At 34.2% G+C, this 20,358-nt stretch carries 20 protein-coding genes; 7 read left to right on the forward strand and 13 right to left on the reverse strand.

Annotated features, from left to right (window positions below):
* Nucleotides 1-21 precede the first annotated feature (21 nt).
* From ACW0TQ_RS02365 to ACW0TQ_RS02390, 6 genes are all read right to left on the reverse strand, one after another.
* On the reverse strand, nt 22-747 hold the full coding sequence (locus ACW0TQ_RS02365) for a glucosamine-6-phosphate deaminase (RefSeq protein WP_212928692.1): 726 nt from the start codon (nt 745-747) through the stop codon (nt 22-24).
* A 154-nt stretch (nt 748-901) separates the two neighbouring features.
* A complete protein-coding gene (locus ACW0TQ_RS02370; protein WP_289584954.1) occupies nt 902-2,227 on the reverse strand; it encodes a PTS sugar transporter subunit IIC in 1,326 nt (441 codons plus the stop codon).
* Between the two features lie 12 nt (nt 2,228-2,239).
* Nucleotides 2,240-2,584: a PTS sugar transporter subunit IIB gene (locus tag ACW0TQ_RS02375; RefSeq protein ID WP_212928694.1), complete on the reverse strand. Its 345-nt coding sequence runs from the start codon at nt 2,582-2,584 to the stop codon at nt 2,240-2,242.
* Nucleotides 2,574-2,918 carry a PTS sugar transporter subunit IIA gene (locus tag ACW0TQ_RS02380; protein WP_212928695.1) on the reverse strand — a complete coding sequence of 115 codons (345 nt, stop codon included), beginning with the start codon at nt 2,916-2,918 and terminating at the stop codon, nt 2,574-2,576. Before ACW0TQ_RS02380 ends, ACW0TQ_RS02375 begins: the two co-directional genes overlap by 11 nt.
* Before the next feature lie 15 nt (nt 2,919-2,933).
* Nucleotides 2,934-4,955, reverse strand: coding sequence for a BglG family transcription antiterminator (locus ACW0TQ_RS02385; protein WP_212928696.1), 2,022 nt, complete (start codon nt 4,953-4,955; stop codon nt 2,934-2,936).
* A 539-nt stretch (nt 4,956-5,494) separates the two neighbouring features.
* Nucleotides 5,495-6,376 (reverse strand): aldose 1-epimerase family protein, encoded by an 882-nt coding sequence (locus ACW0TQ_RS02390; RefSeq protein ID WP_212928697.1) that lies wholly within the window; start codon nt 6,374-6,376, stop codon nt 5,495-5,497.
* 636 nt (nt 6,377-7,012) lie between these two features.
* Here ACW0TQ_RS02390 and ACW0TQ_RS02395 point away from each other — a divergent pair.
* The 6 genes from ACW0TQ_RS02395 to ACW0TQ_RS02420 are packed head-to-tail and all read left to right on the forward strand — an operon-like array spanning nt 7,013 to nt 12,176.
* Complete coding sequence (locus ACW0TQ_RS02395) at nt 7,013-7,810, forward strand: SDR family oxidoreductase (RefSeq protein ID WP_212928698.1); 798 nt, start codon at nt 7,013-7,015, stop codon at nt 7,808-7,810.
* Between the two features lie 27 nt (nt 7,811-7,837).
* Nucleotides 7,838-9,721: a BglG family transcription antiterminator gene (locus tag ACW0TQ_RS02400; protein ID WP_212928699.1), complete on the forward strand. Its 1,884-nt coding sequence runs from the start codon at nt 7,838-7,840 to the stop codon at nt 9,719-9,721.
* Between the two features lie 3 nt (nt 9,722-9,724).
* Entirely contained in the window at nt 9,725-10,198 is a 474-nt protein-coding gene (locus ACW0TQ_RS02405) for a transcriptional regulator GutM (RefSeq protein WP_212928700.1), read from the forward strand.
* Entirely contained in the window at nt 10,182-10,733 is a 552-nt protein-coding gene (gene srlA, locus ACW0TQ_RS02410) for a PTS glucitol/sorbitol transporter subunit IIC (protein ID WP_212928701.1), read from the forward strand. The genes ACW0TQ_RS02405 and srlA overlap by 17 nt, the downstream gene beginning before the upstream one ends.
* A gap of 10 nt (nt 10,734-10,743) precedes the next feature.
* Nucleotides 10,744-11,778 (forward strand): PTS glucitol/sorbitol transporter subunit IIB, encoded by a 1,035-nt coding sequence (gene srlE / locus ACW0TQ_RS02415; protein WP_212928702.1) that lies wholly within the window; start codon nt 10,744-10,746, stop codon nt 11,776-11,778.
* Nucleotides 11,779-11,822: 44 nt separating this feature from the next.
* On the forward strand, nt 11,823-12,176 hold the full coding sequence (locus ACW0TQ_RS02420) for a PTS glucitol/sorbitol transporter subunit IIA (protein WP_212928703.1): 354 nt from the start codon (nt 11,823-11,825) through the stop codon (nt 12,174-12,176).
* Nucleotides 12,177-12,247: 71 nt separating this feature from the next.
* Here the strand turns inward: ACW0TQ_RS02420 and ACW0TQ_RS02425 are convergent, their stop codons facing one another.
* On the reverse strand, nt 12,248-12,469 hold the full coding sequence (locus ACW0TQ_RS02425) for a hypothetical protein (RefSeq protein ID WP_212928704.1): 222 nt from the start codon (nt 12,467-12,469) through the stop codon (nt 12,248-12,250).
* 562 nt (nt 12,470-13,031) lie between these two features.
* Here ACW0TQ_RS02425 and ACW0TQ_RS02430 point away from each other — a divergent pair.
* Nucleotides 13,032-13,856, forward strand: a complete 825-nt coding sequence (locus ACW0TQ_RS02430) for a Cof-type HAD-IIB family hydrolase (RefSeq protein WP_212928705.1) — start codon at nt 13,032-13,034, stop codon at nt 13,854-13,856.
* A gap of 424 nt (nt 13,857-14,280) precedes the next feature.
* Here ACW0TQ_RS02430 and ACW0TQ_RS02435 read toward each other — a convergent pair whose 3' ends face one another.
* The 6 genes from ACW0TQ_RS02435 to alsE form a co-directional block, all read right to left on the reverse strand.
* Nucleotides 14,281-15,366, reverse strand: coding sequence for a PTS fructose transporter subunit IIC (locus ACW0TQ_RS02435; RefSeq protein WP_246528994.1), 1,086 nt, complete (start codon nt 15,364-15,366; stop codon nt 14,281-14,283).
* A gap of 8 nt (nt 15,367-15,374) precedes the next feature.
* The gene (locus ACW0TQ_RS02440; RefSeq protein WP_212928707.1) at nt 15,375-15,695 is read right to left on the reverse strand and encodes a PTS fructose transporter subunit IIB; all 321 of its coding nucleotides are present in this window, start codon (nt 15,693-15,695) and stop codon (nt 15,375-15,377) included.
* 54 nt (nt 15,696-15,749) lie between these two features.
* Nucleotides 15,750-16,220: a PTS sugar transporter subunit IIA gene (locus ACW0TQ_RS02445; RefSeq protein ID WP_246528995.1), complete on the reverse strand. Its 471-nt coding sequence runs from the start codon at nt 16,218-16,220 to the stop codon at nt 15,750-15,752.
* A 54-nt stretch (nt 16,221-16,274) separates the two neighbouring features.
* Nucleotides 16,275-17,153 carry a ketose-bisphosphate aldolase gene (locus tag ACW0TQ_RS02450; protein WP_289584948.1) on the reverse strand — a complete coding sequence of 293 codons (879 nt, stop codon included), beginning with the start codon at nt 17,151-17,153 and terminating at the stop codon, nt 16,275-16,277.
* 18 nt (nt 17,154-17,171) lie between these two features.
* Complete coding sequence (locus ACW0TQ_RS02455; RefSeq protein ID WP_212928709.1) at nt 17,172-19,031, reverse strand: BglG family transcription antiterminator; 1,860 nt, start codon at nt 19,029-19,031, stop codon at nt 17,172-17,174.
* 557 nt (nt 19,032-19,588) lie between these two features.
* Nucleotides 19,589-20,278, reverse strand: coding sequence for a D-allulose 6-phosphate 3-epimerase (gene alsE, locus ACW0TQ_RS02460; protein ID WP_212928710.1), 690 nt, complete (start codon nt 20,276-20,278; stop codon nt 19,589-19,591).
* Nucleotides 20,279-20,358: the final 80 nt, after the last annotated feature.

The raw sequence follows: 20,358 nt of genomic DNA on the forward strand, positions 1-20,358 counted from the left end.
ATTACGTCCCTTCTTCTTTCATTATAGTTTGCTGGCAGCTGCATCATCGATGTACAGTACAGCATGTTTTGAATTCTTAACAAGAGTAGACGGGATATCCGCAGTTGGTTCTGTATTGATTGTCAGCTCCACTATGTCTGCTTTCTTTTCACCATTTGCCATTAACATTACTTCAGCAGCCTCCGTAATATGTTGAATACCAAGTGAAATCCCTCGTGTTACATTCATTTCTTCATCAAAATATTTTACTGAAACCTTCTTAGTTACTGGGTCAAGATCGATGACGTGGCAATATGTATCCACTCTTACACCAGGTTCGTTGAAACCAATATGTCCGTTCATCCCAATTCCTAACAGCATAAAATCAATCCCTTCATGCTTCGCAACAAAGTGGTCTACTCTTTTACATTCTGCGTCCATGTCTATAGCCAAACCATCAAAAAAACAAATTTGTGAATCATCTATATTTGGGATACGATCAAAAAAATGATCAAATAGTGTTTGCTTACAACTTCCATTCGTTTCTTTACCAAGACCAACCCATTCATCAAGACTGACAAACGAGCATTTCCCAAAATCAACTTCTCCCTGATTAGCTGCTTCTGCTAAATAGTTTAAAGTCATAAGCGGGGTATCTCCTCCAGCAAAGCATAGTAAACTATCAGGTTTCTTTTTTACTATTTCAATAATATGTTTCCCTGCTGCTTCCGCCATTAATTCAGTTGTAAGAAACTTCTTAATATTCATATTAGTAATCTCCTTTTTTACTTATACTGCCTTATGAAATAATAATTTGATTCCTTCAATTTTAGAAACACTAGAAATTACAGTTTTCATAAACTTTAAGGTATTTTCTAAATTAAATAAGGTAATATTATCAATTAAATTTAAGTAGCTAGTTTTAAAAATCCAAATCAAGCTCTTGATGTGCTTTTTCTCTTTCGTTAAGAATCCTTTCCTCTTTCATTGCACTGCGTTCATACATTTTGAAAAACGGATAATACATACAAACAGCTGCCGCTAACACGACAAAACTAAGAATAACAGCTTTCCAGTCCATCGTTGCTAAATATTGAGCAAACGGAATTGGTGTTCCGCCTACATTGACCACTGGCGGCCGAACTATCCCCCAATGAAATATGAACCATTGACAAACTGCTAGAATAGGAGTCCCCATGACAAATGGGATAAACAAATAAGGATTAAAGCATATTGGCAAACCAAAAACGACCGGCTCTGATATGGTAAAAATTGCTGGAACAGCCGAAGCTTTTCCTACCGCTTTAATTTTTTGAGATTTACTAAATAATGCTAGGATTACTAAAGCTCCAGTAATCCCTGATCCGGAAAAACCCATGAAATAATCCCAAAAGTTTGGTGCAAACACATGTGGAATCGGTTCTCCAGCTGCAAAAGCAGCGGCATTTCGTCCAAGGTATTGAGTCATAAACGGCAATACAAAACCAATCAAAATTGCATAACCATTCAATCCAATAAACCAGAATAGCATTTCTAAAAAACAAATCAGGAAAACTGCATAAGGTGTATCAATACTATTAATTGCGGGCGCCAGCATGGTTGTAAATGCTTCAGGAATGATTTGCCCATTGGTCACACTTTGTACACCTGCACTTAGAAATACTGCAACAAATAAAACAACTACCATAGGAATAATCGATTCAAATGTTGCGGAAATCCCTTCGGGCAATCCTTTTAATCGAATCGTAATATTATTTTTCATAAATACATTTAACACTTCAACCGTAACTAATGAGGCAAAAATTGCGATAAACAAACCTCTTGAATCCAGAAACTGTGTATCTAAACTTCCATCAATTATTTTCGTATTTAAAATTAATGTCACCAATACCCCAGCTATTACACCGTGCAAAACAGGAACTTTCATCTGTTTTGCATGATTATATGAAATTGTGACGGCACAGTATATTGATAATAATCCAAATGTAAACTGGAATGGCAATTGCAGCATATCATTGTAATCTACAAAAAAGTTCTTTATTGCTGTTCCTTCAGGAAACATATTTCCAATTGATGAGATTATTAAGGAAAAAGAACCGATAATCAGTACTGAGATAAGCGCGATCATCCCATTCTTAATTGATGCTACATGGCGTTGTTTTTCTATTCTTGCTGCAATTGGCTCAAAATGCTTCTCCATAAAGGATATAAAGCCATCCATTTTTCGATTTTTTCCACTTCTCGACATATAGATATCCCCCTATTTTTCAGCAGACTCTAATTTCATGATAATAGCATCTTTCAAAATATTCCCGCCATTAACAGTTCCGTAATCTTGAGTATCAATAACTTGAATAGGTTTCTCCACTTCATCAGCTAGCTTTTTAAGTTCAGCAAATTTATGCTTAATTTGTGGACCTACCATAATTACATCGAAATCCTCTATATATTCCTGTATCTCTCCAGCTGGATGCGCCTCAATCCGAATATCAACGTTTTTTAATTTTTCACTTTTCACTGCAATTTCTTTCATTTTGGTTACCATTACCCCTGTTGAAGCACCTAGATTACAAACCAATAAAATATACAATCTATCAATATTCATATTCTGCTCCACCTTTATTTTCAATTTGTTTTTTTAAATCTACATACATAGATATCATTTCTTCCACCAGTGTCATCATTAAAATGGTATTCATTAATGTATCTTGAGCATGAATGAGTAAAACCGAAAAATCAGCAGTTTCTCCTTGTGCCTCTTTAACAATTAAGTTAGTTTGTACATCATGAGCCTCATTTACTTGTTTTTTTGCTGTATTAATTAATACTTCTACTTGTTGAAAGTTACCTTTTTTCGCCATCTGTAAGGCTTCAATCAACGTTGAAAATGCATCTCCTGCTAATGAAATAATTTTGAAAGAAACTTGTTCAGTATTCATTAAACTCCACCTTTTTTATACAATTGTTGCTTTTACAAGCTGATAGATTTCCTGTTTGGACCTTGCTTCTGTAAGCAAGCGAATTTTTTCTGAATTCAGTGCTAGTTGCGCAAGTCTCTCTACTAACAGATATGCCTCTTTCGATTGGAAAGCCATGGTAAAAATGACTTGTACGGGGACATTATATCGGTCATAGAAAGAAACACCTTTATTTAAAACAGTTACTCCTAAACTATCCTGTAATACACCATCTTCCGGCCCTGCATGTGCTAAAACTACACCAGGTGCGACCGTCATATAAGAACCATATTTTCTAATGCTTTTCATAATATTTTCATAATATCTCGGTTCAATACAATCCATTGCTATTAAATTGTCAGTACCAAGTGCAATTGCTTGCCGCCATGTATTTGCCTTTTCACCATAAACAACTGTTTCTGGTGAAAAAATAAAATCGGGAACAACTTCTCTACTGGCTTCGTATTCATCATTAGTGAGTACCTCTAGTAAATCCGATTCCAGTTTGCTTAGATTAGTAATATGGCCATTATCCATCATAAGCTGTATGATTTTGCTAAATTTATTTAACGGTTGAATGGATTGAACTTTCATTTTCAGCTGTAAATGCTTTTGAAGTAATTTGATATCATCCAAATAAAGGTAACTATTAATACGCAGAATTTTTTCGGAACGAATATCTGGAATATTTACCGTACTCAGCACATAATCATATTTTTCTATCGTTTCCTTATCAAGTAATCTAAGTGGCATGGTATCAATTCGTTCGAATTCGAACATTTTCTTTATTTGCGCTCCTATCATACTTGCCACGGCTGTTCCTTCTACACACACAATAAGAATAGCCGGTTTTGTCTTTTGATTTGTTTTGAACTTCTCCATTTCAGAAAAAAAATAGATGGCAAGAAAGGAAATTTCCTGATTGCTCACAGTTACTTTAATAATCGGCTCTAATTCTTTGCAAATTTGGGACGTCACAAGAAATATTTCATGATTAGTTTTCATAAATTGTTCAAATATGGGGTTTTCAATTGTTATATTTTCTCGTAATCTTTTTACCATGAATATGACATGATTCTTAATTTGCTCTAAAAACTTACTATTTCCCTTAAAGAAATCTACTTTATATACCTCTCCTACTTTTTTGCAGAGTTCTCTTGTAAATAATTCAATTTCCTCTTCCTGATTCTTACTGTCTGATTGCATAACACTATTAAGTAGGATTTTTAAGCTGTTTTTGTATTTTGGCTCTATTTTAGATAATGCATTTGATATATTTTCAAAGTCTCCTTCTACTTTAGTAACAATTTTAAATAACAAAGCTAAAAGTGTGAGATATGTTTGGTCATCCATGCCTCTATTTAAATTAGTCTCCAGCCGATGACTGATTTCAACTGCTCTCTGTAAATACTCATATTCAAATAAATTATAAAAAAACAATTCACCATGTTTCGAAACAATCCTGTCATCATTAATAAAATTATAAAATTCTCTAATATTAATGCTGCGAATCAGTATCTTAGCAAAAGTAATGCACTTCAATAATGTATCACCAGTGATATAGTGACCTTTTCTTTTTTTATGCTCTAAGTTTAAATCTTCTAGAAAAACCTCCCCTTCAATAGCTCTTATATGATTTAAGATTGTTGTTCGAGAAAGAAAAAGGACTTCTTCAAAATAAGCGGTTGGAATGACCTCTTCTGAAATTAACATTTTCAGCTTCAAAAAATTCTGGATTTCTTCTTGTGAATACTGATATTTTTTTGGCGTCATACGCTGTTTAAATATAGACAATATTGGACGAATACTTTTCTTTTCAACTAAAAATACTCCTTTACGCGGATGTCTAGTCAAAGGTTCAAGCTTATTTTCTTCCATGAATCTATCAATTTTGCTCAAACTATAACGTACGTTTCTCTCATTAGTTTCTACTTGTTCGGCAATCTTTGCTATATTCATGTAACCATCTTGCATAAGCAAAATATCAATAATCTCTATACATCGCTGATCCAATTTCATCTGTATTCACCTCCTCTTTCTTATCTCTTTCCAAGTATAATAATTTAAAAAAACGCTTTCAATAAAGGTTATAACACTTTTTGTCGTAGAATCACCGTCAAAAGATAACTATGTAAAGATTTCTCAACTAACAAAAATGAAGTGTCTTACACCTCGACACGCAAAAATAGCTCTTCCAATTTTATTATTTCTAATCTAAAAAGCACATAAAAAATGAGCCTTCTAAAGAAGACTTTTTAGAAAATAAATCTATTTGTACCATTTTCATACTGTATTCAACACATATATTTTTATAATTTAAGAGCAGTTTAGTAAAAAAATTTTTTTATTTTCAATTTATAATTTTATATTGATAATGGCTTGATTCCACTAAAAAAACCATACTTATTTGAATTATAAAATGCTTGAAATCAAAAAAGCATAGGAACTTATACATTATAATAGTTCATATGCTATGCTTTTGATAATGTAAATTTCTATATAATAAATTCTTCATTCAAAATTTGTAAATATACAGAATTGATAACCTAACCAAACAATTATTTAAATTTCATCATATACGCCTTCTGAAATACATCACCAGCTTCTAACCGGTTAACACCAAACTTCTCTTTAAAGTCTCCCGTCGTATCATGCATATCCGCAATACCACACCAAGGCTCGATACAAACAAATGGTGCAATACTATTATTTTCTTCATTATATTTAGACCAGATTCCTACAAACGGAAAGTCTGTAAATTCAACATCTACGCCACGATCAGATTTTGCTGAGACAAGCTCTATACGATCGATATGACTGTATATCATAGCATCCTTTGCAAACAGCTCTGGCTGCAGTGTTATGTCTGGAAGCTGATTACGGACTCCTTTCTCATGAACCAATGCATTTTCCAAGCCATATTCCATTACCTCTTTATTTGGAGCAGGAGTAAATTTCAATTGGTAATCCTCTAATCCTTCATTTTCTAAAAGCGGGATTCGAAAAGCGGGATGAGCGCCAATTGAAAAATACATTTCCCCGCTATTTTTGTTTTCTATTTTCCAATCAACGGAAAGCGAATCCTGGTTGAGGGAATAAGTGATTGTTGCTTTAAATTCATATGGATAAACTTCTTTAAAACGTCCATCCGAAGCTGCCTCAAATGCAACATGCTCTGTCGAATGTGAGCCAAGTTCAAATTCAACATCTCTTAAAAATCCATGCTGAGACATGTCATATGTTTTTCCGTCTAATTGATATTGGTCTCCTTTTAAACGCCCAACAATCGGGAATAATACCGGTGAAACACGTCCCCAATAGGCACTGTCTCCCGTCCACATATAGCTTAAGTTATTCTTTTTATGCTCGACAGCCCGTATTTCAGCACCATTACTTTCTATTTCAACTTTTAGCCAATCGTTTTCTATGATTTGTTTCACTGTGGTTCATCCTTTCTGGAATTAAAGAGTTGATGGAGAAGTGGTTATATACTTTAATCTTAATGTTTGGGGAGTGGGGTGTCTAGTTTGGCTTTCTAATATATAATTCCTCGTTTCAAATGATTTTTTTAATAATTCTTCTAGCTCATCATAATTTTTAAAAACAGTTTTTTTTATCCTATAATTTAAATCAATTAATTCCCTTGAAGAACTTAACCAGGGTCTACCTAATCTAACTTCCTCATTATGTTTTACTATCCATATAAATTCTGCTGTACCATAAAAAAAGAAATACAGACGCCAATTTTTAACCCTTCTTGTACTACTACTTCTATTTTTAGGAACTTTTCTTTTTTATTTAAAGAAACAGAATATCCGATATTTTCTATTATTCCTATAAATAACTTCATCAACCTCAATATAAATCAGCTTATCTTTTTCTTCAATTCTTTATGAACTATACTTATTCGACAGTTCTTCATATTTTTTACATGGTATCTTATGACTCTTCACTTACAATGGAGAAGAAAAAATAATTATTTTCGCTTTTTCATAAAACTGCACAAAACTACATATTAATTTTGAAAGCGGTTAGACATATAATGAATATAATCGAAAAATGTAGGAGGCATCTTTATGGGAAATAGTTGGTTAGATATAGAAAATAAAGTGGTCATTGTAACTGGGGGTTCATCAGGTATTGGCAGACAAATTGTTCAATCTCTTTTAGATAATAAAGCAGTTGTATATAATGCAGATTTACGTGACAATCCAATTGATCATTCATATTATCATTTTAAAGAAACAAATGTGGCTGATGAAGAGGCTGTTCGTAGTACGGTTCAATCAATTTTTGATGAACAATCTCAAATTGATGTATTAGTGAATAATGCAGGTATCAACTTACCAAGACTATTAGTAGATGCAAAAGGAGAAAAGCCGGAATATGAAATTAATATGAAAGATTTGGATTTGATGCTAGGTGTCAACTTAAAAGGACCCGTTCTTTTTAGCCAAGAAGTGTCTCGTTATTTTATCAAATCAAAAAAAGGCGTTATTATTAATATTTCTAGTGAAGCTGGGCAAGAAGGGTCAGAAGGTCAAAGCATTTATTCCGCTACTAAAGCGGCTCTAATTGGTTTCACAAGAAGCTGGGCAAAGGAATTAGGAAAGCACAACATCCGTGTTGTTGCAATCGCACCAGGAATTTTAGAGGAAACAGGATTGAGAACACAGCAATATGAAGAAGCACTTGCTTATACAAGAAATACAACTGTGGATCAATTAAATGGTGATTACTCTAAGTCCATTCCAATTCGTCGTGTCGGCCAATTAGCAGAAGTTGCTGATTTGGTATGTTATTTAAGTTCTGAGAAGTCAAGCTATATCACTGGAACAACAATTAATATCTCTGGGGGTAAATCAAGAGGTTAATCCCCGAGTTAGGTTAGGGGAGAAGTTATGGAGCTTAATAAGAAGCATTTGAAAATAGTAGAAGTGCTTATATCGGAAAATATTTCAGCTGAAAAACTTTCCCATTTATTGAATATATCGCAACGAACGTTGTCCAATTATGTAGCTCAGATTAATGATTATTTTGAAGGCACTTCTCAAATTATAAAGGAACATCACATTCTGTCGATATTCATCCTTGATGAAAGTAGGTTTTCGGACCTCTTAGAGACATGGAGGAAAGAATTAAAGAGATATGAAAGCGAATTGAATCATCGGCAGGATACTGTTTTTCATCATTTATTAAAACATCAGAAGAGCACAATTGATGATATTGCTGAAGAGTTGTTCTTAAGCAAAGGTGTTGTCAATAATATTATAGCTGAATTAAAAGAAAAGCTGCATTCTTATCCAGTGGATATTAAAGGGACACAGAATGTTGGCTTACAACTGGAAGGGAACGAAATTGCCATTCGCAAAGTAATTATTGAACAGTTCCCTAATAGTTATCACGAACAACCGCTTCCTGATCAAATTGAACATCATTTACTGAATTTAAAAAAGAAATATAACTTAGATGATTCGTCATCTTCCAGATTGCGATTAGCTACACAAGTAACAATGGCCAGGCTTGAAAGTGGAATTTTTATCGAAACAGACTTGGATATTGACCAACAGGTATTTGAATCAGAAGACTTTCAAAGTTTTCAAGCATTGAAGGAAGCAATTGCAGATAGGTATAATCTAGAAAACGTTAATCAAGAAATTTTTGTTATTGTTCTTCAACTACTTGGACGCAGAGCTTCCATTATAGATGAAATAATTAATGAAAATGAGCATTCGATGCTTGAGCGTATTATAAAGAATACGATTAAAGATATCAATTATTACTACACGATTAAAATTGATGAAGCCATGTTTAGTAAAGATATTCAGCTTCACATCAAACATTTAATTAACCGTTTGATTTTCAGTGTAAAGGTAAATAACAACTTGATGGAGGATGTACAGCAACGTTTTCCGTTTGCATATGAGCTATCAAGTGTTCTAGCCGAAAATATAAAAAAAGAAATAAATATGGAAGTTCCTATTAATGAGCTTAGTTTTCTTTCATTATATTTTAGTGTGTATCTGGAACAGTTAGAACAGAAAATACGTGACATTAAATCGGTTGCTGTTATTACAAACCAAGGCTTAAGCGCATCGAAACTGCTAACAACAAATTTACAGAAAATCTTTAGTAATCAAATTGACATTGAGGTATTTAATGAAGATGTGCTAAAAACAGAGAATATCAAACAATTTGATTTGATTGTTTCTACTGTTTGGACAAACCGTCTATTTAATAAAGTAGTCTATATCGAGAATATACTGGATACACAATTACTGAAATTAAAAATCGAGCAATTCTTAGTTTATAAAGATGTTAAGAATAAAAAGTTATTCAATCAAAGTGTTCTTGTAGATTTTATTGAAGAAAAAGATTTTTATCATGTCGATACGTTTGATTACTATGAAGATGTTATTCGATTTTTATCTGGTGAGTTAATCAAAGAAGGAAAAGTTGATGAAGAATTTACAAAGCGTATTATAACACGGGAACAAATGAAATCAACGGTTATGGGTGATTTGGCGTTTCCCCATGTGAGTCATCATCAAGACGGTATTTGTATAAAAGTTGCTTTGTTAGATAGCCCCTTAAGCGATTATCAGAATGTCACTATTGTCATCTTATTAGCTACACCGGATCAAACTGGTAATGAAGCAGTGTTAATTAGAGTATATGAAGAAGTGTTGGCGATGACCACTAATGGTTATCTACTTAATAAAATGACTAAAGATATGGATTATACTTCGTTTGCATATATTTTGAATCAAGAAATGAGGAAATAGCTTATGTTTTTTATTATGCTGATTATTATTTTAGCAGTTGGTTTTGTTGTCCAATATTTATTTGGTTTTGTCCAAATCAAGCATTTCACTAAGCATTATACGGAGTTGAGAGAAAAGGGTCGTGTAGCTATTGGAAGACGACCAGCAATTATTAGATCAGGAACGCTTGTGTTATTTCAATTAAATAATAAAAATGAAATCGAAGAAGCACGTTATATGCAAGGAGTGACAGTGTTTTCCAGATTTAAGCAATTGAAGGGATTAGAAGGAAAAAAGATGAATAAGCTCAAGGAAGAAGATTTCATAGACTATAATAAGCTTTTAAAACGTGCCATTGTTGATGCACAACATACATTTAATGTAGTGCAGGCTGGTGGAGAAATCGAACAAATTCCTTCACCAATGATGAAAGTTGTAAATAAAGTAAATAAAATGTTCACAAAGAAAGGGGTCAAGAAACATGGACTTCATAGTTAAATTAGCGGAAGGATTTATCAACCTCTTCCAAACAGGTGCAGATACGTTTATTGGGTGGATGGGATCCATCGTTCCATTAGTTTTAATGCTTCTCATCGCAATGAATACATTAATCCAATTAATTGGAGAAAATCGTATTAATAGAATTGCTCAAAAATCAGCAGGAAATCCATTATTAAGATATATGGTGCTGCCATTCTTAGGTTCATTTATGCTGGCAAATCCAATGCTTCACTCTTTAGGGCGATTTTTACCAGAAAAGTACAAGCCAAGCTATTTTGCTGCAGCAGGACAGTTCGCACATACAAGTAACGGTATTTTCCCTCATATTAACCCGGCAGAATTATTTATTTTCTTAGGTATTGCAAGCGGGATTCAACAATTGGGATTACCTATGACAGATTTAGCAATTCGCTATTTACTGGTTGGTTTAGTAATGAACTTTATTGGTGGCTGGGTAACTGACTTTACAACAAGTTATGTAGAAAAACAACAAAAAGTAAAATTAAGTAAAAAAGTTCATATAGAGGGGTAGGTGTAAAGCCATGAGTAAAAAAGTCAAAATAGTTAAAGGTTCTGGCGGGTTCGGCGGTCCTTTAGTAATCGGTGTAAATGGTAAAAAAGATAAAGTAATGTATGTGACAGGCGGTCATAAACCTGCTATTGTAGATAAAATATGTGAAATTACCGGCGCTTCTGCGGTAAACGGCTTTGAAACTTCCGTACCAGAAGACGAAATTATGGTTGCTGTTATTGACTGTGGAGGTACATTACGCTGTGGTATTTACCCCCAAAAAGGTATCCCGACAGTTAATATTATGGCGACAGGAAAAAGCGGTCCATTAAGACAGTATATTACAGAAGATATTTATGTATCGAATGTAGATGTGGATCAGGTAAGTGTTGTTGGGGAAGAGGAAGGTACTGACCAAGCTTCTAAGACGGTTCAGCAGGCTTCTTCTGAGGAAACAGAGAAGGAAGAAAAGACAGAGCAAGAAACAACCTATTCTAAAGATAAAAAAATTATGGAAACACGTGCGGAGCAAGAAAACAAAAGCTTGCTTACCAAAATTGGGTTAGGGGCAGGGAAAGTAATTAACACTTTCTATCAGGCCTCCCGTGATGCTGTAGAAACGATGCTGCACACTGTTATTCCTTTTATGGGATTCGTTGCCCTGCTAATTGGTATCATTCAAGGCTCTGGAATCGGTGATTTATTTGCTAATATTATGTCTCCACTGGCAGGAAACATTTGGGGACTAATGGTTATCGGCTTTGTATGTTCTTTGCCTTTCCTAAGCCCATTACTCGGGCCTGGCGGAGTTATTGGACAAGTATTAGGAACATTAATTGGTGTAGAGATCGGTAAAGGGAACATCCCTCCAAACCTAGCATTACCAGCATTATTTGCTATCAATACTCAAAATGCTGCTGACTTTATCCCTGTAGGTTTAGGTCTTGCAGAAGCAGAAACAAAAACAATTGAAGTCGGTGTACCATCTGTCCTGTATTCCAGATTCTTAAATGGTGTACCGAGAGTATTTGTCGCCTGGCTGGCAAGCTTTGGGCTGTATAAATAATAAATGAAAAGATAAGAGATTAATAAACTTAGGAGTGTTTTAACATGTATCAAACAACAATTAAAAGTATCGGAAAAGACGCAAAAGCATTTGAAGCAGAAAAAATGATGGTTTTATTTGGAGATAATGCACCAAATGAACTAGCAGATTTTTGCTACGTGATAGATTTAGTGTCTGTCGATGAAGATATTGCAGTAGGAGACATATTAAAGTTAGATAATGTTTCTTATCAGATCACAAGTGTTGGTGATGCAGTAAGAAAAAATTTAAATGATTTAGGTCATATCACATTGAAATTTGATGGCAGCACTACAGCGGGGCAATCAGGTTCACTTTATTTAGAAGAGAAAGAAATTGTTGATGTGAAGCCTGGCAGTACGATTACGATAGAAAAATAAACCATAGATTAAAAATAAGATTCCCCATAAGCGAACAGGAAGGCCTAAAGTTTATGGGGATTTTTTGGTTTCTATTTTTTAATAATTGTTTTATCAATAATAAAATTTCCTTGACTCGTCCTTTCAATGATTGGATAATTTTTACTTTTCAACCAATCATTTAATTTTTCAAAGCTATAACCAAGTTGTCTTCTAGTTAAGTCGTACTTTTTTTCAACATCTTTACTCGTGATATTAGGGTTGATCATTAATTCTTTTAATATTTTATTACCACGTTCATCAAGCTGTATCATTTACCTCCTCCCCTCCCTTCTAAATTTATTTTAACACCTATATTATCTCTGTAAATGCGCTTTCGTATCAATTTTTGGAAAGGGCTGTGTACAAGACTGTGATTTACTATTTATTAAATTTGACGGTGAATTGATCTCAAATAACCGAGAACCTTCCTCTGGCATAATGTAAAACAATTATTAACTAACATTGGTTATATAGGCACTGAATCTAACTATCATTCAAAAGCAATGACAATTGCTTCAAAGGTTTAAAGCATCTTAAATTACTTTATGTGATTTTGAGATTTTTGGAAGAATATGAATGATATATTGTATTTCAACTTCTTCCGTCAATTTTACACTCCATTTATTGGTCTAAATTTTTTGTCTGTATAATCTGCAATTACTCTTTCTCAGCAATTCTGTGATTAATACTCTTTTATGAATTGAAGGTCAGAAATAGCATTCTATTCTGGTCAAATTTTTCTTGACTATATTTCAACATTCAATTATTGAAATTTAAATATTGACCTGAAATGCTTTTCATACATTATGGTTTACTTTAAGGAGGAGATAAAAAATGAATGAGAAAAAAATCATCTTTTTTGATATTGATGGGACACTGGTGACAGAAGATAAAATCATACCTGAGAGCACCAAAACAGCCATCCAGTATTTACAAGAGAAAGGGCATTACACGGTGATAGCTACTGGGAGGGCGCCTAATATGTTTCAACATATTCAAAAAGAATTAAATATTTCCTCTTATATAGCTTTTAATGGACAGCTAGTGGTATGTGACGGAATCGAGGTTCATGCGGAGTCATTAGATTCAACATTTATTCATGATATTACAACATTTGCCGCTCAACATAACCATGCAATTGGTTTTGGAAACCATAAAGATCTTATTATTACACATGCTGACCATCCACTTGCGAAGGATAATTTTTTACATTTAAAACTGGACTATCCTGCAGTTGATCCAGATTATTATAAGCAGAACACAGTAAATCAGTTAAATTTATTCTGCACAGAACAAGAAGAAATCATCTATAAAGAAAAATACACAGATTATAAGTTTGTTCGTTGGGGATACTTTGGAGCAGATGTATTGCCTGCGGACTCTTCCAAAGCTATAGGAATTCAAAAATTTATCGAGTATACAGGCGCAGCTATAGAGAATGTCTATGCCTTTGGGGATGGTAAGAATGATATAGAGATGCTGTCATCAGTAAAAAATGGCGTTGCTATGGGAAATGCAGTCAGTGAATTAAAAGACGTCGCTTCTTATGTCACAACAGATTGTAATCAAGATGGGATTTTATATGGTTTACAGCATTTGGGGCTTATTGATTCTTCATTTGTAAATTATCATTTCGATTTGTCTAGAGCAAAAATTTAAATATAGTTGGATAACTTGTATTGGTCTTTTTTGAGTAGCTTTAAAGCATGGAATAATGAACCAAATCGTTCTATTAATAAAATACAGCATAAACCTTTAATTAACTGGGTTTATGACTGTATTATTTTTGAAGAGTTATCGCGCTTTGTTTCTTTTAATTTAATAGGTACAGAAACTTAGTATAAGAGTCCACAACGAAAAACCACCATCCAATGAGAATAGATGATAGTTTTTCGTAAATAGCTTCTTCTCAAATTATATGTGTTATGATTTCTAGAGCAGCGCTATTAGATGGAATATCCACTTCTAAAGCACCAATAACCATAGTATTATTTCCTACACATATGCTGCAATTTCCTTTTCATTTACCAAAATATATATCCAAAAACTAATAGGAATGTCGGTCATTCTGCATTATTTCATTTTATAATCCTGTTTTAAAATCAATTCCTGAAAGATCTGCTTCCTCTTCCTCTTCTTCCACTTTATTCTCTTCATGTTCTTTTACTGCCGGTTTCCATACAGATAATGTAATACCTGTTACAATAATTCCGACACCTAAACAAAGAAGGAAATACATAGGCTGAATCATTAACGGGACCACCAGTAATCCGCCGTGAGGTACAGTGCTGCCTACTCCAAGTGTCATGGATAGACCGCCGCCGACTGCCGACCCTAATGAGCAGGAGGTAACGACACGGATAATATCTCTTGCAGCAATAGGAATAACACCTTCTGTAATCATACATATTCCCATCGGAACCGCAGCTTTCAACGCTTCTTTTTCCATTTTTGTATATTTATAACGCGTTATCAAAAAAGACAAAGCAATGCCAAATGGAGGAACCATAGAACCGATAAACTTAACTGCCTGCGGTCCATAAACACCATCAACCAGTAATCCATCTGCAAAAAGAGACATTGTCTTATTTACGGGACCACCAAAGTCAAAACTTGCCATCGCGCCAAGAATAGAACCCATAATAAAATTGGATCCGCCTTCCATATTCTCAAGCATTGTTAATAATATACCCTGCAAAGCAGATATAGGCTGTCCAATGATAGTAATCATTAGGAGCCCGCTGATAACGGTTGTAATTACTGGAATAATCATTACCGGCATCAGCCCAAGCATGCTTTTCGGTACTTTGATATATTTTTTGACCAAAAGGACGACATACCCTACTAGGAAACCACCGATAATCCCGCCTATAAAACCACTTTCAATTTCATTCGCAATAAAACCGATGACGAGTCCAGGTGCAAGCCCGGGTCTATCTGAAATAGACATGGCTATAGCTGCTGAAATCAATGGAACCACTAACGTCATACCCCAACCGCCGATTTGATTTAAATAAAAAGGAATTGTCCCTTCCTTCTCTGCAACATCAATACCGCCAAATATTTGGCCTAATGCTATACATATTCCCGCCGCTACGATAAGCGGAATCATATAAGATATTCCTGTAAGTAAATGCTTCTTGATTACAACACCAGCCTTTTTCACCATTTCCCCTCCTATTCCGTCGCAGCATTTAGTTCATCTTCTATTTTCTTTACTAGTGCTTTAGGCGATTTCATAGCAATATGCGTAGGAATCTGGATTACTTTTTTGTCTTTAAATCTGTCTCTTCCTGTAATGCTGATGTCCGCCGCTATAATCACAACATCAGCTTCTGCAACTTCTTTTGTTGTTAACTCATCTTCAGTTCCAATTGTTCCCTGCGTTTCAATCTTCACGATGTGTCCAGCTTCTTCCGCAGCTTTCACCAGCTTTTCTTTCGCTAAATAAGTGTGTGCTATTCCCGCTGTACAAGCTGCTACTCCAACAATCTTCATACATATGCCTCCTTGTGAATTAATCTTTTTTTAATAACTGAACAAGATTATTTTCTAGTTTTCTTTTTGCAAAGCACGAATAATTTCATTTGCATTATCGGCGTTCTTAACTTGATAACAAACGTTTTCATCTGCCAGTGCCCCTGCAATTTTAGCCAAAAGCTTTAAATGAAAGTTATTCTTATCATTTTCAGTAACCGCAAATAAGATAATTGTCTGAACAGGCTCTTCATCCAACGTTTCCCATTCCAAACCGTTCTTCGATCTTCCAATCGCTATGGAAGTTTTTTGGACACCTGTTGATTTCCCGTGAGGAATAGCAATACCATTACCAATTCCAGTCAATCCTTGCTCTTCACGCTCAAAAACATCCTCCAAAAAAGTTTCCTTTGATTCGATTGTTCCGTTAGAAATCAGCAAATCAGTCAGTTTTTCAATCGCTTCACTCTTTGACTGAACATCCATTTTTAAGTCGATAGCTGTTTCATCAATCAATTCGGACAAATCTATTTCCAATTCTTCCATCACACATAGCTCCTTTATAATTCGTTAGAATAAAATAGAAAAGGAATTTTTGTATTATTTTGCTCCTAAACAATAAAGAGAAGCCTTATTAGAGGAACCAAACAAATCCATTTTATTTCTTAATACTTCCTTCGCTGCCTTATTTGCTTCCGGGAACAGAATATCTGGCTCAAAATCATCTGGTTTTTCGGCTAATGTCGTACGCAGCTGATTGAAAAATGCCCGTTTCATATCACTGGATAAATTAATTTTAGCAATTCCATACTTTGTTGAGTTGCGTATATCCTCATCTGGATTATCAGAACCTCCGTGCAGAACAAGAGGAATATCCAATTTGTTATTGATTTTTTCCAAACGGTCTAATTGAATCTCTGGCTTTAAATTTTTCGGATAAAAACCATGTGAAGTCCCAATAGCAACTGCTAACGTATCGCAGTTCGTACGTTCTACAAATTCTTGCGCCTGATCAGGGTCTGTATATAAAATTTGGGCTGCTCCTCCTTCTGAACTTCCTTCATTTTCCCCAATAGTTCCTAATTCAGCTTCTACTGAAACGCCTACTGCATGAGCAACTTCTACAGCTCTCTTCGTCAATTCAATATTTTCTTCAAATGGTAAATGCGACCCGTCAATCATTACAGATGTGTAGCCATTTCGAATCGCCCGCAGTGTCCCTTCAATGGTTCCGCAATGATCCTGATGAATGACAACGGGAACTTTTGCTTTATGAGCAGCTTCTCTTGCATAAGCAACAAAGTCATCTCCTACCAGATCAAGCTCATTGGGATGGATTTGAATAATTGCCGGTGAATTTTTTTCTTCGGCAGTTTCTATAATCGCTCTTAACAACTCACTGTTGGAAACATTGTAAGAACCCACTGCAAATTTATTTTTATATGCTACGTCTAGAATTTCTTTCATTGTCATTAACATTTTTATTCCTCCAATATATCATTGTAAATTTTCCATAAATTCTTCATATGAATTTGTAGATAATAGATTTTCAACTGTTGATTTATTTTTCATTAATTGATAGATTTCTCGATAAATATATTCATATTTCAATTTATCTTTTTCGCTTAAAATGAGTAAAAATACTAAACGAACAGAACGTTCTCCCCAGGAAATTCTTTGCTGATTTACTCCAATATAAATGTAAGATTCTTTTTCATTTGTTGAAAAAAGCGGATGTGGTAATGCAATTTCATTACCGATATCTGTGGGAGACAGATTCTCCCGATCCAGTATGCCATTGAAGTAACGCTGCAGGCGAAAATGATCAACCATCTTCTCTAAAAAATTTTCTTTTGTTGACTCATTGAGATAGATTAATTTTTCCTCACTCACCCGATCTTTTAATATACCGAAAGTGATATTTTGCTTGATGGAGGCCAAATCATCTGCCTGCAGAAATTCATTGACTACGATTACTTTTTTATTGATATTTTTAATCGGTAATTGGGAAATAACCAAGGATACATTTTCAGGCAGCTTGTGCAGTTCATCGATAGAATAAATGTCAATCACTTCAATCTGTCTAAAGTGGTTCTCAATCTTCTGTTTACTTAGTGTAGCCAGAACGTGATTTTCTTTGAAAATAACAGCTGCCTTGATTTTCAGATCATTCATCCTTTCAATAGCTGCTTCAATATGAAGCGCAATATACCCCACCTCGTTTTCAGGAATATGGACAGAAACTCGGCTGCTTATTAACTTTGAAAAAACAACAGCCATTTGATATGCTTGGATATATTCTGATTTAATAAAGGATAAAAACGGATTATTTATTAAAGCTTTATATGTTAATGGATAGATTATTCTTTTTATATGAGCCTGCAAACCATTAACCAGCTGGTGATCTTCCCAAAAATCATACCCATATTTATCACCTAAAACAGCTAGTGATTCATTAATTTGTAAGTCGATATTTTTAAACAGATGATTATCCTTTATCCCATTGGAATCAGGAAATACCTTCCACCCTATTAGTTGAACCGCTAGAAATGAAGATTCTCTTAAAAGTAGTTCGCCATCTGGCAGACCTTCTTTTTTCAAAATAGCTTGGGCTGCAGAATTCTCTTTCAATGATTGGTCGTCTTGACTCAGGTCTAATTCAAATTTAGAAATGGCTTTTTGATTTAAACGATATTTTTGTATTAAAACTGCCACAATCAGCATAGACTTAACTTGTATATTTAGGGATACACCATATTGTTCCAAAACCTCGTCTAAATGCGCCATGGTATCGTCAATTTGTCTTTCTTCAAACCACCATTTTGTAAAAAGCTCTCTTAATTCATGTCTTAATTCATCTTTTGTCGCAAAATCTCTTTTTACAAAATGAGCTAATAATAAACGTTTGTCTATTTCATTCCCAATCATACGTATGCCTGAGAATGTCTCTGTTTCAAGCGTAATCTCAAGTTGCTGACTGCTTATCAACTCAGTGATTCGATTCAAGTCAGAATTAATCGTCTGTGCAGAAACATGTAAACAATCCGCTATTTCCTGATAAGACATCCAAGAATCCGCTTCCATTAACAATTGAACAATATAAAAAGCACGTTGATTAAACTCAAAATAATCCTGTTTCTTAAAAACCTCCATTTTTCCTTCAAGCTTATAGCCCAGACGGTTATTTGAACTTATTTCCGCATCTGCAAGGTAATTTTCATTTAAATACCGAATATCACTTCTTATTGTCCTCGTGCTTACTCCCAACTTTTCACTAAGCACGTCTCCACCAACATATTTCCCCTCCTGTTCATACATTTTTAATAACTGGAGTAAACGGGCATGACGCTCTTTCACTTAGTTCGCCTCCTAAATTCATTATAAATACACCTTAATTTCCACCGCTATACTGAATCGTTTCCTGACTATCAAGGAAGCGTTTTCAATAATTGCAAATATACGCTTCGTCAAATAAAAAGTAATTAGATAGTGTAAATAAAGGTTGTCGTATTCTATTTTGAATGATATAGAAATAAATTGAGAAATAAATTGTGCGCAGACTGAGAAGGTAAGCATTTCCACATTGCTCGTCTAATAGAGAAGATTATCAGGATTTCTATTAACCGGCGTATTTATCTGAATACACGACAGATATAAAAAGACATCCCTTAGGGTATCTCTCCTAGGAAAGTTCTTTCATTTACTATATGTGTAACTACAGTCATTTTTTAAGTTTTTCAATACTAATATCTCTTTCATATTCTTTCTTTTATGAATAGTATACTTGTACCTTTAATGTTTCTTCTGCAACTGGTATTTTGACATCATGAAACTCCAAAATATACTTTTCTCTAATGAAAAAAAGACCATTTAACAATTTGCTATGCAAATTCTTAAAATAGCCTCTTTACGTTTTATGATAATACTTTCCCTGTCATTTCCTCATAATCATTACGCATTATTTCCCATGATTTTTCAATATCTTCATTTAGTCCAAATAAACCGCTTCGACCTACAATATAGATATCAGGACCAGCCGCATCAATTCTTTTAAATGATTTGCGATTAGATGAACCATCCATTTCAATGACGTATTGATAACCTTTTTCTTCCCGTAATTCTCTTAATGCCACAATTTTATCTAAGGTGCTTTCGATAAAACGTTGCCCTGCAAACCCTGGATCAATTGTCATAATTGTAATCTTATCGACTAACTCAATATAAGGGTTAATGGCATCAATTGGGGTTTCCGGATTCAGCACCACTCCTGCTTTTAGCCCAGCATCATGTATTTGATCAATTAATCGAAATGCTAAACCATCAAGTACTTCTGCATGCATACAAATCCATTCACACTTCATATCAACTAATTGTTGCACCCAAAAGCTTGGATCTTTTACCATAAGATGAGCAGACATAGGTAAATCACTTATTTTACGCACTTCTTCGATAAACCATGGAGATAGCGTAATATTAGGTACATAATGGCCATCCATAATATCAATATGGTAAGAGTCTACATGATTATTTAAAAAAGTAATTTGTTCTTTAAATTTATCTAAGTCCATCGTCATTAGTGACGGTGAAAATTCTACTTTTCTCATATTCTACTAATCCTCCGTTTATTTACGATTATATTGAAAAGTTCTCCAGTATCCCTTTAGTCTCTATAGCTTTTTTCAGT

Source organism: Oceanobacillus sp. M60 (assembly GCF_053839645.1).

Excerpts from the sequence above, each read along its gene's own strand:
- alsE (WP_212928710.1), bottom strand. The coding sequence starts at position 20,278 with ATGAGAAAAGTAGAATTTTCACCGTCACTAATGACGATGGACTTAGAT.
- ACW0TQ_RS02445 (WP_246528995.1), bottom strand. The coding sequence starts at position 16,220 with ATGGAAGAATTGGAAATAGATTTGTCCGAATTGATTGATGAAACAGCT.
- ACW0TQ_RS02430 (WP_212928705.1), top strand. The coding sequence starts at position 13,032 with ATGAATGAGAAAAAAATCATCTTTTTTGATATTGATGGGACACTGGTG.
- ACW0TQ_RS02425 (WP_212928704.1), bottom strand. The coding sequence starts at position 12,469 with ATGATACAGCTTGATGAACGTGGTAATAAAATATTAAAAGAATTAATG.
- srlE (WP_212928702.1), top strand. The coding sequence starts at position 10,744 with ATGAGTAAAAAAGTCAAAATAGTTAAAGGTTCTGGCGGGTTCGGCGGT.
- ACW0TQ_RS02380 (WP_212928695.1), bottom strand. The coding sequence starts at position 2,918 with ATGAATACTGAACAAGTTTCTTTCAAAATTATTTCATTAGCAGGAGAT.
- ACW0TQ_RS02365 (WP_212928692.1), bottom strand. The coding sequence starts at position 747 with ATGAATATTAAGAAGTTTCTTACAACTGAATTAATGGCGGAAGCAGCA.
- ACW0TQ_RS02405 (WP_212928700.1), top strand. The coding sequence starts at position 9,725 with ATGTTTTTTATTATGCTGATTATTATTTTAGCAGTTGGTTTTGTTGTC.
- ACW0TQ_RS02400 (WP_212928699.1), top strand. The coding sequence starts at position 7,838 with ATGGAGCTTAATAAGAAGCATTTGAAAATAGTAGAAGTGCTTATATCG.
- ACW0TQ_RS02440 (WP_212928707.1), bottom strand. The coding sequence starts at position 15,695 with ATGAAGATTGTTGGAGTAGCAGCTTGTACAGCGGGAATAGCACACACT.
- srlA (WP_212928701.1), top strand. The coding sequence starts at position 10,182 with ATGGACTTCATAGTTAAATTAGCGGAAGGATTTATCAACCTCTTCCAA.
- ACW0TQ_RS02450 (WP_289584948.1), bottom strand. The coding sequence starts at position 17,153 with ATGTTAATGACAATGAAAGAAATTCTAGACGTAGCATATAAAAATAAA.
- ACW0TQ_RS02395 (WP_212928698.1), top strand. The coding sequence starts at position 7,013 with ATGGGAAATAGTTGGTTAGATATAGAAAATAAAGTGGTCATTGTAACT.
- ACW0TQ_RS02435 (WP_246528994.1), bottom strand. The coding sequence starts at position 15,366 with ATGGTGAAAAAGGCTGGTGTTGTAATCAAGAAGCATTTACTTACAGGA.
- ACW0TQ_RS02375 (WP_212928694.1), bottom strand. The coding sequence starts at position 2,584 with ATGAATATTGATAGATTGTATATTTTATTGGTTTGTAATCTAGGTGCT.
- ACW0TQ_RS02385 (WP_212928696.1), bottom strand. The coding sequence starts at position 4,955 with ATGAAATTGGATCAGCGATGTATAGAGATTATTGATATTTTGCTTATG.
- ACW0TQ_RS02420 (WP_212928703.1), top strand. The coding sequence starts at position 11,823 with ATGTATCAAACAACAATTAAAAGTATCGGAAAAGACGCAAAAGCATTT.
- ACW0TQ_RS02370 (WP_289584954.1), bottom strand. The coding sequence starts at position 2,227 with ATGTCGAGAAGTGGAAAAAATCGAAAAATGGATGGCTTTATATCCTTT.